We start from the raw sequence: 13,569 nt of genomic DNA, 5'->3' as shown, positions 1-13,569 counted from the left end.
TTGCTCATGATTACGAGCGATTGATCCTCATTCTTTGATTGCAATGTAGCGTTTAACTGGTAGCTTAAAGAGAGCCAGTTTTAACTAATGGATGGATCCAGTTTGTCTTTGATTGATATCGGTGACCTACATTTAAAAGAAAGTGATGGAACGCGTCAGCAAGCGTTGTTTTTTGCTATTCGCAAGAAAATTGTTCAAGGATTGTGGGTGAAGAATGGGAAGTTGCCTTCTACGCGGAAGCTTTCACAGGCGCTTAATCTAAGTAGGAATACAGTGATTTCTGCCTACGAACAGTTAGTGGCGGAAGGGTACTTGAACAGCCAAAAAGGTTCTGGCTTTTATGTTGCCGTAGAACTGCCGGAGCAGTACTTGCCTGAACCTAATTCAGTTCAGAGAGACTCATCACCGAAAACTCACTTTGATATCAACCTTGCATTTGCACCAGGTGTGCCGGATTTGGACGCATTTCCGATGGCACAATGGCAAAAGTTACTTGCTCGCCACATGTCCCGCCCCTGCTTGTTGGGGAATCAAGATATTCAGGGTAGTTGGGCATTGCGCAGTGCTTTAGCTGACTACCTCGCATCAAGTCGCTCAGTGAATTGTTCCCCAGAGCGCATTATTATTACCTCTGGGGCGCAGCAAGCGTTGTCAATTGCGACGATGGTAGTGCTCAAACAAGGTGATAAGGTTCTGATGGAGCAACCAGGTTACGCGCAAATGCGGAAGTTGATTCAGTTCCAAAACTATCAATTTGAGCCTTTGTTCGTAAGAGAGAAATTAGGTTTAGATGTGGAAGCTGTGACCTCAAGCGATGCCGATGCGCTGTATATCACACCAAGTAATCAATATCCGATGGGTACCACACTCAATACCGAGCAAAGAGGGAAGATCATCAACTGGGCGGTCGAGCAATCAAGTTGGATCATCGAGGACGATTATGACAGCGAATTTCAGTTTGCTCATCGTCCCTACACCAGCTTACAGGGGCTAGCAGCTCAAATGGGTCGAGATGATCGTGTGTTGTATGTGGGTTCCTTCAGTAAAGTAATGTTTAACGGATTGCGGCTTGGCTACCTTGTGGTTCCTGAACGTTTAGTAGAGCAATGTTTGGTGGTTAAAGATGCGTTAAGTGGTGATTCACCGACGCACACTCAAGAAGCGTTGGCAGATTTTATTACCGAGGGTGGGTTGTTGCGCCATATCCGAAAAATGCGCCGACTATATAAAACCAAGCATGAACAGATGCATTTATCCATTCAACAGCATTTTGGCGACAGTGTTTGTGTCGTTAGCCAAGCGGCGGGGCTTCATATTACGTTGAAATGGCAAAACGGTATAGATGAGCTGCGTTTTACAAAACTGGCAGAGCATGAAGGGATCATCTTGCGACCTTTGAGCTATTATGAACATCCAGGTTTCCAAGCACGTCACTGGCATGGTGCCGTGCTTGGTTATGGCAATATAGCGTTAGAGAACATAGACGCTGGTATCCAACGTTTAGCCCAAATTTTTCGACATGGGAAGCGGTGACTATTCAACTGCGCGTGTTTGTCGTTTATGTCGCCACTGTTTCCAAGGCAGTAAAAGTAGAGTGAAAATGCCAAGTGCATAAAACATTGACCAGCCTAAACATATAAAAACACCGGTACAAAGCAGTAGAGAAAGTCCCGCAAGCGCTTTACCAAACCCACGGAGCAATTTATAAGCGGCTAACATCGCCAACATGTAAACCAAAACGAATACACTATTTGCTAGTTTTAGGAAAAACTCCAGATCGAGCTGCGATAGCGTTCCTATCACGCAAGATATTAGCAGTACGCCGCCAACTAATAAGGTGGCTGAGAAAGGGACACCACGACGCGAAATCTTGGCTAGTGGGCTGTAAGGACGATGTTCCCGAGCTTGAGCCCAGACCATTCGCGCTAGGCTCTGTGTGTATAAGTTAACGCTCGCGAAACAAGCGGAGAATCCGATCAAACTGATTATCCATTTGGCCCCATCGCCAAGTAGTTGAGCACTCAACCATGGAATCGATGCATTATCGAATTGAGCATTACCATATGCACCAAACTTTAAAATAACAACAGAGCAAGCCCAGTACGTAGCTCCCGCTACAAAACAACCGACAATAATGGCGATAGGGAAATCTCTTTGAGGGTTTTTGAATTCTTCCCCCATATGAGCAAAAGCCTCTATGCCAACAAAACACCAGAACATCACGCCAAGCGCTGCGGTAATAGGCCAAATTGACTCTTGTGTGATAGCTGGCATCACGAGATCGGCGCTGTTAACGTCGCCTTTCCATAAAAATGTGCCAACGAGCGCAAAGACACTCAAAGCAATAAGAGTTTGTAAATGACCTGATGACTTAGTGCCCATCAAGTTGACGAACACAAGAAGTAATACCGTTAGAATTTGTTCAAACAGATTATTGCTAATAGGCTCTGGCAATATTTGCTGTAGAAAGCCTGCGGCGAGTGCAATCGCGGCCGGAACCCCTACCGGAATGACACTAACAAATAGCCAAGCTACACTACTTTCCAGCTTGGCGTTAAATGCTTTACGCACAAAAAATGCGGTTCCGCCCGCGTTGGGATATCGCTTGCCTAGCTGGGCAAAAGTTAGCGCAATAGGACAAATGGCGATGAATAATAAAATCCAGGCCCATAGTGAAAAATGACCCGCTATGCCTGCTGCAATAGCTGGTATCATAAAAAGCCCCGTTCCCATTAATGTTGTGGATAGTTGGGCGATACCGGATGTGAGTGAAATGTCTTTTTTGAGCTGTTCCATGCTAATTGATTCATCCAATGTTGTAGGGCTTATGACGAAAACGCTTGTGGCTTCTAATTATCTCATTTATTGGAGTTTAATGAGCCCGCTAGTGCGCTGAGTGCATAAGAAGCGTATTTGATTTCAATGCGTTATCGCTCTTTTATTTGAATGGATAACGGTGCTCATCTCATGCTTACCAAATAGCATATCCAAAATCTTAATAACAAAATGATTTACTGAGCCGTCAATATGACGGTTGTTTTAAATATTTCCAACAAAATGTTGGTTTCTTATGCAGTTAGAATCGGTATAGAATGAAAAAAATAAGGAAAGCTTGGTAAGTATATGGACAAGTTTGATCACAAGATTGTGGATCTTCTCCGACACAACGCTCGGCTGTCGGTGACTGAAATTGCGGATAAAGTGAACCTTTCTCGCTCTGCGGTGACTGCTCGTATTCGTAAGCTAGAACATGACAAAGTGATTCTCGGGTATCACGCTGAAATTGCCTCTTCAGGTGGGGACTCGATTTGTGCTTATTTTGCTCTAAAGTTCGATAAAGCTACATCCACGTATTATTGCGAATCATATGCCGACGAACTATACAAAATCGATGGCGTAAAATGGTGCCATGCAATCAGTGGTGAAACGGATATGATGGTTTTTGTCGAAGTACCTACGATGACTCGTTTGAACGAAATCAGAGATCAAATTCAACGTTACCCAGAGCTAAGGCACCTCATGACTCATACCGTTTTAGCTGAGTTCTTTAATACGACTGGCAACCAGTTTGTGAAATAAGCATCATGGGTGCCATTATTTATTAAACCTTCTTGAGCCGGTATGTTAAACAACATCAATTTGAATCTACTTAGGTCCTTGCATGTACTTTTAGAAGAGTGTCATGTCAGCCGAACTGCAGAACGTTTGCACATTACTCAGTCTGCGGTTAGCCGACAGCTTGCACAATTGCGCGATCTGTGTGGTGACCCACTGCTTATTCGTCAAGGTAATCAGCTGATACCAACCCCGCGAGCAATAGCATTAAAATCAAAGCTTGATGCGTTACTGGCTGAGTTTGACCATTTACTCGATGACAAACCTTTTGAGCCGCAACTGTGGCAAGGCGAGCTGGTTATTGCCTCAAGTGATTACGTGGCACAATACGTTTTGCCCGATATTGCATCTCACTTAGGTGAACAAGCACCACAATTGGATTTGGCGTATCGACTGTGGCAACTAGATTTTATCGATAAGCTTCACGAGTTAGGAATCCATCTTGCTTCTTCTATGTATCCCACTCAGCCTGAAGGTGTATCTAGCATCAATATTGGTTCTGATAAGTCAGTTTGTTTGATGAAGGCGTCTCACCCTTTAGCTGGTAAGGCTTCGATTTCTATAGAGGACCTCATCAGTCATTCGCATATTCAAGTGACGGGTGGGGGAGACAAAGACTCAAGTACTGATATGGCACTAAAAGACAGGGGGCTGATGCGTCATGTTACCTTTAAAGTGCCTTTTTTCTCTGCGGCGGTAAATCGTTTGGTCTCAAGTGACCACTTGATGGTAGTTCCGGAGCACATTGCAAATAATTTGGCCAAGCACTGGCCTTTGGTTCATAAAGCGCTTCCTTTTGAGACTCCTACCCATGAATATTGGCTGATGTGGCATCCTAAATACGACAATGATCCAGCTCATCAGTGGGTGCGAGAGCAAATCCACGCGGTGATGAAAATATCGGAATACTCCATTCATTAGGTTATGATTTTAAATCATGACTTTTATGCGAAACTTTGATTTCAAATTATAGCTCTTCAATTGATAGATTGAGTTCAAATGGAGAGAGGTTATTTATGACACTAACAGTTTGGTTATCACTTTTTACCGTGTGTTTACTCGGCGCTATGTCACCTGGGCCTAGCCTAGCAATTGTGGCAAAACATGCTTTGGCTGGTGGACGCATCAATGGTTTGGCAACGGCTTGGGCACACGCTTTTGGAATTGGCGTTTATGCCTTTATCACGCTGATTGGCCTCGCTGTTGTTTTGCAGCAAAGCCCGATGTTGTTCAAGACGATCAGCCTTGCAGGCGCGGCATATCTTGCATATTTAGGGTTCAATGCGCTGCGTTCGAAAGGCGGTGTGGCGGCGAAGTTGGAGTCAGGCGAGGAAACAACGGTAAGCCAGTCTGCTCGAGAAGGTTTTTTTATCTCGATTTTAAGTCCTAAAATTGCTTTGTTTTTTATCGCATTATTCAGTCAGTTTGTAGCGCTAGGTAATGATTTGAGCAATCAAATGATCATTGTTGCTACACCATTTGTTGTGGACGGGCTTTGGTATACCTTTATCACCCTAGTGTTATCAAGCTCTAAAGTGGTGGACAGAATTCGTTCTAAAGCAGTGTTAATTGATCGTTTGTCAGGGATTGTTCTCATGCTATTGGCACTTCGAGTGGTCGTAACCGTATAAGTTTGCAAAGAGAACAAAATATTAAAGGCAGCCCGGACGGCTGCCTTTTTCTGCTCTCAGTAAACCCTCATATAATTTACGTAATCTTGACGCTAAATGCAGCTAAAGTTAATACTATCAATAGTGTTACTTTGGTTCACATTATCATTTGTAGTAAGCGCAGCTTTCCAACGCACTGTTATAATTAGAACGAGAGCCACTTAACGTTAATACTAACAGTGTCGCATATTAAGTCGAGAATGCTTTATTGGGTAAAACGGACTTTCCTCTTACTTATCCTATGAAAGGGGTAGAGACTTCATGACCGTTTAGAAGGTGAGAGAGCAATATGCAAAGAATAGTAAATCTAGCTCTAGTAGTAATTTTGACCAGTGTTTGCAGCGTTGCTTGGATATTCCTTTCAACAAAGAGCATATGGGTGTTTTTTGAACTGTTTGTATTCACGATGCTTGGTTTTGGGCTTTTGTACGCGCTACTACAAAAGGTTGATCCTCAGCACTTTGACTTCGTTTTAAATCACATAGAAGAAATAAAGAGAGAAGGCAGAGAAGCTTGCCAAAATGGGACCCCGAAAGAATCTAACCCATACTCTGGTGTTGATGGTGATTTGTGGGAGGCTGGCTACACAGCCTCTCACAACACAAAGATAAAACAATAAGCCGCTAGTTGCTTATTTGACGTTGTGCTTTTCAAAAAAAGCACCCTGCCATTGTAAAGACAGGGTGAAAGCAAGAAGTTTATCAGGAGCAGTCGGGGGGAGAGAAACTTATATAAATTCTATTTACTTATCGGCGAACCTCTTCGAACTCACCTTCAATAGCATTGACTTTACCAGTATTGAATTCATACTCTTCATGCATTTCTTTCTGCATTTTCTTCACGCGCTTCTCAATACGCTTGCCTGTAATTAACGCTGCGATGGTCAACGGAATCGCAATGATCAAGCTAAAGACTAATGTAAAAAAGCCCGTAATCAGTGCTAGTGCGGTAACAATAATCCGATTCATAATCATGACCTCTCTGTAATTCATGTGTTCAGATTAATGCTGTGAACATGAACAAAACATGAATGATAGTCTTCACTTTGTCCGGAGAGTGTCAAATGAGCGAAATGAAAAAACGCCTGAGGGTGATCAGGCGTATAAACGGGGAAAAATATTAGTAATGCGCTTCGCGCTTATTATTTAGAACAAATATGAGATATTGTCCGTTACGCTATGTGGTTAACGTTGTGGAGCAAAGTTCACCTATCGAGGGAATGTTTGGTAACGAACACCCATCATTTGTTCCATACAGTGCACAACTTGGCAGCTGTAACCGAATTCGTTGTCGTACCAGATGTAAAGTACGCAACGTTTGTCTTGTGCGATAGTCGCTTGACCATCCACGACGCCTGCATGGCGAGAACCAACTAAGTCAGTTGATACAATTTCTGTTGAATCGGTGTAGTCAATCTGTGCCGAAAGCTCAGAGTTCAATGCCATTTCACGCAAGTAATCGTTCAGTGAATCACGGTCTACGTCTTCACCTAAGTTTAGGTTAGCGACTGCCATCGAAACGTTTGGTGTCGGTACGCGAATTGCGTTGCCTGTTAGCTTACCAGCTAGCTCTGGCAGTGCTTTTGCTACTGCTTTAGCTGCGCCAGTTGAAGTTAGAACCATGTTCAGAGAAGCACTACGTCCACGGCGGTCACCAGAGTGGAAATTGTCGATCAAGTTTTGGTCGTTTGTGTATGAGTGCACGGTTTCGATGTGACCAGAAAGGACACCATATTTATCATTCAGCGCTTTAAGAACCGGCGTGATTGCGTTTGTGGTACAGCTCGCTGCAGAGATGATGGTGTCATCTTCTTGAATAACTGATTCATTTACACCGAATACAACGTTTTTGATGTCACCTTTACCTGGTGCCGTTAGCAGCACTTTCTCTGCACCTTGACACGCTAAGTGTTGGCTTAGACCTTCAGAATCACGCCAAACACCTGTGTTATCAACAACAAGCGCGTTGTTAATACCGTAAGCAGAGTAGTCCACTTCACTTGGATTGTTTGCGTAGATGATTTGGATGTAGTTACCGTTAACGATCAGAGCTTTACGTTCCTCATCGATCACGATGCTACCGTTGAACTGACCGTGGACTGAGTCACGACGCAGTAAGCTAGCACGCTTCTCTAAATCGCCTTTTTTACCGCCACGAACCACAATCGCTCGTAGTCGTAGTGGGTAACCTGGGCCACTTTTCTCGATCAGAAGGCGAGTTAGTAGTCGACCAATGCGACCAAAACCATAAAGAACTACATCACGCGCTTTCAATGAAGAGTCTGCATCGCGTGCGCCATCGAGTGCAGTGATAAGGAAATCATTAAGAGATGCAGTATCGTCATGCTCATTCCAGTACTTAGTTGCCAATTGGCCAACATCGACACGACACGAAGAAATGCTCATTTCACATAGCGCTTGAATGATAGGCATCGTGTGCTCAAGTGAGAGTGGGCTGCCTGTATAACGTCTTGCAACGCGATGAGTTTTGAGAATGTCTATAGTAGTAGCATTGATAAGCGTTTTACCAAACAGAACCACTTCGATTCCTTTTTGACGATATAGCTTACCAATTAGAGGGGAAATAGATTCAGCAATCGTTTGGCTAGTTTGCCAGTCTTGGAGATATTTCTCTGGACTCATTGTTGTATTAGACCTTTCACGTTTTGGGGGCTAACCATACTCCCTGCTGTTGCCTCTTCGGCAGCGTGCAAGAGTGTGGTGGGTTATGTAATCGGGTTGTAATAGTTATGTTTGCGGATTCTAAGGTCGGAGCCCTTATTCTGCTAGGAAAATTAAATCCAGTGTAAAACACTAGTTAAGGTCGTGTTAGTGGTGAATTAATGTGACTAAAGCGGTGGTTTTCACGTATTGACATTTAAAAAGTCATCCACTTTTTTCGCGATGATAATGTGTGTTTTCAAATTAGTTTTGTTGTCACTGTGAATTCGTTTGCATTTTTGTGTGATTCGTCTCGATAAGGCAACGAAATAGGTGAACATATGGTTTGGAATTTTATGAAAAGTGATGTGCATCTTAGGTATGAGTGAAACTTCACTGTTTATACTCAGCTTGAAGATCGAAAAGTATGATTCGAGTCACAATTACCATTTCATTGACCGATGGCGAAATAAGCGGAATGACCATGGTTTTGGTAGGTGAATGTTGTTTTAAAGTAACCATGTCGTATATGCCCTTCAATGCTTGAAACTAGTCTAGTATTAAATAATCGGATGAGATCAACCATTGGGCTGGTGGATGTTGAGATTATCAATAAAAACACGCTTAGCACTCCTCGCACTATTACCCACGGTGGTGATAGTGGTTTTTGCAGTTCAGCAGTTTTCTGACAATGCGTTGCGCGTAAGCCGTCTCAATCAAACGGTAATCAATATCCAAGGTTTCCAGTTGATATCCCAAGCCTCTCATTTTATTTACTCCATAGAGAAAGCACGCCGCCAGCCTACGCTTCAAGCATCAGCCGCACTTAATATAGAAGAACAAGACGGTGTTATTTCTTCCATGCATCAAAAATTCGTCAGTAACCCCAATACCGCTGAATATGCTGATGAGCTGAAAGAGGCCATGCTAGGGGTATTATCAGGTAGGTTGGACGAGATGGATGACCTTGGTGATTGGGCATTTCAACTGCTTCAAAATATGTCGCGCTCTTTGCTACAAAATCATCAGTGGTATGGCAGTGAGGACGGCATTCGAATGCAGAATTTTATTGCTTACCTTGCTCAGTTGTCTTTTTGGACACAGAAAGAAGCCTGGTTGACGCATCGCCTAGTTCAAGATCCTAAGAGTCGGTTGAGTCAGAGTCTGTTTTTTCAGGCTATTGATCGACAACAGCAAAATTTGGATGCGTTTTTAAATTTAGGAGGGTCATACGATCAAGTTGATAAACTGCTAGGCTTGTTTACGTCGCCCAGATATCAGAGAAATTTAGCATCTCGTGGGCGATTAATGTCAGGGGACATGTCACGTAGTGACTATGAAGCGTATTTGAGAGAACTCGATTTCCGTGTGCAACGCTTGCAAGTACTCATTGATGGGTTCACGAAACAAACAGAGCAGTCGCTCCTAACACAAGTTCATGAACAAAAGACCAATATTGCGATGATTACCTCTGGCGTTATTTTGGTTATCGTCATGCTTTGTTGGCTTGGCTTTGGCACTTGGTTTCGGGTTAATAGCAAACTAGATGCGATTATTCATACCTTAACGGCGCTGATCAACGATGAAGAGAAACAGACGAAAGTCAAAGTCGATGGCAGTGATGAACTGACTATTTTCGCTCAGCAAGTGAATCGAGTGGTTGAAGAAAAGCAGAGACAAACAGACGAAATACTCCATGCTAAAGAGTCAGCAGTGTCTGCTAATCGCGCTAAATCAGTATTTCTTGCCAACATGTCGCATGAAATACGTACCCCCCTAAACGGTATTATGGGCATGACGGAGATACTCTCTCAAAGCGAGTTATCTTCCCATCAACAAGAAGTCGTTGATGACATTGACTCTTCATCTCAAACATTACTTACCTTGCTTAACGATATTTTGGATCTTTCTAAAATCGAATCTGGTCGACTGGAGTTGTCGTTAGTCGAGGCCGATATCCGAGAGGTGGTGTACCAGTCGATGGTTTTATTTCAATCCAAAGCCACATCTAAACAGCTAGAGCTGGGGATTAACTTAGCTGAAAACATTCCAACTCGAGTGATGGTTGATGATCATCGAATCAAGCAGGTCATCACGAATCTGGTATCGAATGCGGTCAAGTTTACCGAAAGCGGTCATATACATGTTGATGTCAGTTATGACGAGTTACCGGAGAACGAGCGCGGAACGCTGATGTTTAAAGTCGAAGATACCGGGATAGGCATTGAACAAGATAAGTTAACGACGATTTTTGAACCCTTTACTCAGGAAGATGAAGGGGTGTCGAGGCAGTTCGGCGGAACGGGACTGGGATTGGCAATTTGTCGTCAACTGGTATCCATGATGGGAGGGCAGCTTATAGCGACATCCACAAAAGGAGTGGGCACATGCTTTGAATTCTCTATTGAGGTTGATGTTATTCCGGTGTTTGGCTGGCGCTCGGACGTGATAAATAAAGGGCTCTTGATCTGCACAAATTACGATTACGCTGATCAACTTTTGAAAGAGTGTCGATTAGCGAAAATCAATCTCTTTGGTGCGAATAATGTTAATGAAGTAAAAGCAATAAACGATGACTTTGATGTCATATTTCTGTGCCATAGTGACGACTCCAATACGGATGAAGTCTTAGATGAATTGTCACTCAAATATGATCTTCGTCGTGTGATTATTTGTCAGCATCATCTATCCACTCCCTACGACAATGCAGAAAGAGTACATGCTGTGCTCACATTGCCTTTTCTTGGCAATCGATTTAAGCATGTCATTGACGACTTAGCGAAGGTAGAAAAAACCATTTCAAGTGACGCTGTCACCAATGGTATTCCAAAGTCTGAATATCGAACGTCGCGCTCTCACAGGAGGATCTTAATCGCGGAGGATAACTTGATGAATCAGAAAATAGCGAGTTTCTTTCTGGATAAAGCAGGATATGACTATTTGATAACAAGCAATGGACAAGAAGCGTTGGAAGCCATCACAAAGGGAGAAGAATTCGATGCAATTTTAATGGATTGTATGATGCCGGTGATGGATGGACTGACCGCGACGAAAGAAATTCGTCGTTGGGAAAAGAAAGCCGGGCGTGAGAAAACGACCATTATTGCGCTCACCGCGAGTGTTTTGGAAGAAGACATTCACAACTGTTTTGCTGCAGGTATGGATGCTTATTTACCTAAGCCTTATAAATCGAATCAGCTATTTGAGCTCTTCAATGAATTAAAACTCGCCTAAATCGATAACATTTCAAGACGATAAAGCCCCAATCAAAGGGGCTTTATTTTAACCATGTATTGTTATGCGTTTGCTTGAGCGCCAGCGAGTTTACGTATGGTTTGTCGATAGGTTAGGTAAGCGGAAATGCCCGCCAGAATGTTGCCGATACAAGCTCCTAACAGTAGACCTCGGATTCCCCCCATTTGAGCGCCAACCCATAAGCAAGGAAGGAAAAAGACAAACAAGCGTAGCGCTGAAATGGTGAGCGCGGTGTAAGACTTACCTAATGCATTGCAAAGAGAAACCATCAACATACATACACCTAGTGAACCTAAGCTGATAGGAACAATCAGCAAATGCATTTCTAATACTTGCTCTACTTGAACATCACTGGTCATCAGTAGTGCAAGTGGGTTTGCGACGACAAACGTAATGGCTGCGATCAAAAGTTGAAAGCCCAGAATGAATTTTACGGCAATACTGACTAGCGATTGGATATCTTGGTAGTTCTTTGCGCCAAGTAAGCGCCCGACCATTGGGGGCATAGACATTGTCAGCGCTAACACCGAAACGATAGCAAAGAATTCGTAGCGTGAACCGAGCGCCCAAGCGGCGACTGCTGCGGTCCCGAAGCTTGCCAACAACTTTGTTGCTAACATGGACGACAACGGAGGCAGCAGTTGGCTGATCATCGCAGGTCCCATGATGTTACCGATAGACGCAACACTTTTAGCTACGTTGAGGTCTTGCCACTGCGTTGTTGCCCAGTGATTCTTCTTTACGCGAGGCGCGACGACTAAAATACCAAACCCAAAAGCAACGATGGTTGCTATTGCTGCTCCGTTAATACCTAAGTCAAACGTGAAAATAAATAGTGGATCGAGCACAAGGTTCACGCCGCTGGTCACCATCATCATTGTGCCAGGCAACATGGTGTTGCCGTTAGCTCGGCAAATACTGTAGTAAAAATATAAAACCGCGCCAGTCCATGAACTTAGCAGCCACCAAGGCCAGTAGCTGTCGATAATCGGCATCACAGACTCTGGAGCACTTAATAGAGATAAAATGGGGTAGCGCAAAAGCCAAATTAGCCCTCCAAAAACGGCTACACCGATTGAGCCAATCATCAAAACTAAGCCACCGAGCTGTTTGGCATAACGACTTTCATTCGCACCAAGCGCTTTAGAAATGACAGCAGTCGTGGCGATACCTAAACCGACTTGAATGCCGATAATGACCATTTGCAACGGAAGAGTAAAACCTTGAGCGGCCAAAGGTAAAATGCCGAGCTGACCGATAAACGCACTATCTACAAGCTGAAAGCTCATTAAAGATAGAACGCCAAATAGCATTGGCCAAGTCATCGTAAATAATTGTTTTGCAAGTGTTGGTTGTGTACTTGTCGTAGTTGAGGACATAGAAAGCTGAATGCGTTAGGAATAAGAGTTGGATTGATTGTACACGGCGCTTAGTTTAGAGACAAAAATAAACCCCGAGTAAGGTAGCCTTACTCGGGGTTGGAAAATCTAGCTTACGTGTTTACTTTTTGCCGCTAGTTTGCTTGTCTTCTTCAGTCAGTTCGCGAATACGACGGCTGATGTCACGACGTGCTTTAGAGATTTCTGCACTTTTGATGATGTGGTCATCAACACGATCTTCGTAGTCTGCTTTCATATTTTTGATGATTGCGACGATTTCATCGTGAGTCATTTCTGGTTTGATGTAATCTAGAAGGTTTTCTAGAAGGTCAACACGTTTGCGGTTATCACGAACTTTCTTTTCGTTATCAAGCAGCTCACGTTTTAGTTTGTTTTTACGACGAGCTTGGTTAACGATTTCAAATACGCTACTCATAGTTCTCTTTCCTAATTTTATGAATATCTTCCTCGATTAAAGCACAACATCCAGTGGCATAACAGTCTTTAGATCAATCACAATGCAGAGTTGAACATTTCTCAACCAATTGCGATGTGTCCACATAATCACGCTTCTCTAATCGAGTTTTGGGCAACATCGTAGAATCCATCGATTCATTGTCATAACGTGGCCTTCACTATATTATCAACACCATTGAATGCAAAATGATGAACTTGATATGGACTCTGGGAACACTGCGGAGCAAGTAAGTAGTCAAGATAATGAGCAAGCCACTCGCTCTGTGGCTGAAAAGTTAAAAACAGCGTATATCAACGCTCGCGAGCAACTCGAAATCATCGATGTTGAGCTGAATCGTTCAAAAATAATGATGGTTGATCAAGATGGCAATTTGACGAAAGTGCCAATTCTCTCGGAGCATTGATACCTGACCCGATTCGCAAAGGGTGCCAGGTCTTGCGCTATGCTTTAGCCTGACACCGACACCTGAATCGCTAACGCTTCTTGCATCTCTTTGCCAATGTATGATGCAT

Annotated in this window: 12 protein-coding genes; 7 read left to right on the top strand and 5 right to left on the bottom strand. The window is 43.5% G+C overall.

Annotation, left to right across the window (positions count from 1 at the left end; all coding sequences use genetic code 11):
- The first annotated feature begins 87 nt into the window (after positions 1-87).
- A complete protein-coding gene (locus tag ACHFJ9_RS03000) occupies positions 88-1,533 on the top strand; it encodes a PLP-dependent aminotransferase family protein (RefSeq protein WP_395355168.1) in 1,446 nt (481 codons plus the stop codon).
- Here the strand turns inward: ACHFJ9_RS03000 and yjeH are convergent, their stop codons facing one another.
- Positions 1,534-2,796, bottom strand: coding sequence for an L-methionine/branched-chain amino acid transporter (gene yjeH / locus ACHFJ9_RS02995; RefSeq protein WP_395355166.1), 1,263 nt, complete (start codon positions 2,794-2,796; stop codon positions 1,534-1,536).
- 327 nt (positions 2,797-3,123) lie between these two features.
- On the opposite strand from yjeH, the gene ACHFJ9_RS02990 reads away from it, so the two are divergent.
- From ACHFJ9_RS02990 to ACHFJ9_RS02975, 4 genes are all read left to right on the top strand, one after another.
- Positions 3,124-3,579, top strand: a complete 456-nt coding sequence (locus tag ACHFJ9_RS02990; RefSeq protein WP_257888287.1) for an Lrp/AsnC family transcriptional regulator — start codon at positions 3,124-3,126, stop codon at positions 3,577-3,579.
- Between the two features lie 42 nt (positions 3,580-3,621).
- Positions 3,622-4,536 carry a LysR family transcriptional regulator gene (locus tag ACHFJ9_RS02985; RefSeq protein ID WP_104972357.1) on the top strand — a complete coding sequence of 305 codons (915 nt, stop codon included), beginning with the start codon at positions 3,622-3,624 and terminating at the stop codon, positions 4,534-4,536.
- 95 nt (positions 4,537-4,631) lie between these two features.
- A complete protein-coding gene (locus ACHFJ9_RS02980) occupies positions 4,632-5,246 on the top strand; it encodes a LysE family translocator (RefSeq protein ID WP_048624827.1) in 615 nt (204 codons plus the stop codon).
- A gap of 418 nt (positions 5,247-5,664) precedes the next feature.
- Positions 5,665-5,904 (top strand): hypothetical protein, encoded by a 240-nt coding sequence (locus ACHFJ9_RS02975; protein ID WP_237308774.1) that lies wholly within the window; start codon positions 5,665-5,667, stop codon positions 5,902-5,904.
- Positions 5,905-6,031: 127 nt separating this feature from the next.
- On the opposite strand, the gene ACHFJ9_RS02970 is transcribed toward ACHFJ9_RS02975, so the two are convergent.
- Together ACHFJ9_RS02970 and ACHFJ9_RS02965 are read right to left on the bottom strand one after the other, a co-directional pair.
- A complete protein-coding gene (locus ACHFJ9_RS02970) occupies positions 6,032-6,253 on the bottom strand; it encodes a hypothetical protein (protein WP_256898795.1) in 222 nt (73 codons plus the stop codon).
- 240 nt (positions 6,254-6,493) lie between these two features.
- On the bottom strand, positions 6,494-7,927 hold the full coding sequence (locus ACHFJ9_RS02965) for a glyceraldehyde-3-phosphate dehydrogenase (protein WP_006741169.1): 1,434 nt from the start codon (positions 7,925-7,927) through the stop codon (positions 6,494-6,496).
- 615 nt (positions 7,928-8,542) lie between these two features.
- Between ACHFJ9_RS02965 and ACHFJ9_RS02960 the strand changes: the two genes are divergently transcribed.
- Positions 8,543-11,179 carry an ATP-binding protein gene (locus ACHFJ9_RS02960; protein ID WP_395355162.1) on the top strand — a complete coding sequence of 879 codons (2,637 nt, stop codon included), beginning with the start codon at positions 8,543-8,545 and terminating at the stop codon, positions 11,177-11,179.
- A gap of 62 nt (positions 11,180-11,241) precedes the next feature.
- On the opposite strand, the gene ACHFJ9_RS02955 is transcribed toward ACHFJ9_RS02960, so the two are convergent.
- Both ACHFJ9_RS02955 and ACHFJ9_RS02950 read right to left on the bottom strand, forming a co-directional pair.
- Positions 11,242-12,579, bottom strand: coding sequence for an MATE family efflux transporter (locus tag ACHFJ9_RS02955; RefSeq protein WP_395355160.1), 1,338 nt, complete (start codon positions 12,577-12,579; stop codon positions 11,242-11,244).
- 121 nt (positions 12,580-12,700) lie between these two features.
- On the bottom strand, positions 12,701-13,015 hold the full coding sequence (locus tag ACHFJ9_RS02950; protein ID WP_005373603.1) for a DUF496 family protein: 315 nt from the start codon (positions 13,013-13,015) through the stop codon (positions 12,701-12,703).
- A 241-nt stretch (positions 13,016-13,256) separates the two neighbouring features.
- On the opposite strand from ACHFJ9_RS02950, the gene ACHFJ9_RS02945 reads away from it, so the two are divergent.
- On the top strand, positions 13,257-13,460 hold the full coding sequence (locus ACHFJ9_RS02945) for a hypothetical protein (RefSeq protein ID WP_395355158.1): 204 nt from the start codon (positions 13,257-13,259) through the stop codon (positions 13,458-13,460).
- Positions 13,461-13,569: the final 109 nt, after the last annotated feature.

Origin of the sequence: Vibrio sp. D3, from assembly GCF_043995865.1 — a bacterium.
Lineage (GTDB): Bacteria > Pseudomonadota > Gammaproteobacteria > Enterobacterales > Vibrionaceae > Vibrio > Vibrio diabolicus.
This window is presented reverse-complemented; position numbering and strand designations above follow the sequence as displayed.

Excerpts from the sequence above, each read along its gene's own strand:
- yjeH (WP_395355166.1), bottom strand. The coding sequence starts at position 2,796 with ATGGAACAGCTCAAAAAAGACATTTCACTCACATCCGGTATCGCCCAA.
- ACHFJ9_RS02950 (WP_005373603.1), bottom strand. The coding sequence starts at position 13,015 with ATGAGTAGCGTATTTGAAATCGTTAACCAAGCTCGTCGTAAAAACAAA.
- ACHFJ9_RS02955 (WP_395355160.1), bottom strand. The coding sequence starts at position 12,579 with ATGTCCTCAACTACGACAAGTACACAACCAACACTTGCAAAACAATTA.
- ACHFJ9_RS02980 (WP_048624827.1), top strand. The coding sequence starts at position 4,632 with ATGACACTAACAGTTTGGTTATCACTTTTTACCGTGTGTTTACTCGGC.
- ACHFJ9_RS02990 (WP_257888287.1), top strand. The coding sequence starts at position 3,124 with ATGGACAAGTTTGATCACAAGATTGTGGATCTTCTCCGACACAACGCT.
- ACHFJ9_RS02960 (WP_395355162.1), top strand. The coding sequence starts at position 8,543 with ATGTTGAGATTATCAATAAAAACACGCTTAGCACTCCTCGCACTATTA.
- ACHFJ9_RS03000 (WP_395355168.1), top strand. The coding sequence starts at position 88 with ATGGATGGATCCAGTTTGTCTTTGATTGATATCGGTGACCTACATTTA.
- ACHFJ9_RS02970 (WP_256898795.1), bottom strand. The coding sequence starts at position 6,253 with ATGAATCGGATTATTGTTACCGCACTAGCACTGATTACGGGCTTTTTT.
- ACHFJ9_RS02965 (WP_006741169.1), bottom strand. The coding sequence starts at position 7,927 with ATGAGTCCAGAGAAATATCTCCAAGACTGGCAAACTAGCCAAACGATT.
- ACHFJ9_RS02945 (WP_395355158.1), top strand. The coding sequence starts at position 13,257 with ATGGACTCTGGGAACACTGCGGAGCAAGTAAGTAGTCAAGATAATGAG.
- ACHFJ9_RS02985 (WP_104972357.1), top strand. The coding sequence starts at position 3,622 with ATGTTAAACAACATCAATTTGAATCTACTTAGGTCCTTGCATGTACTT.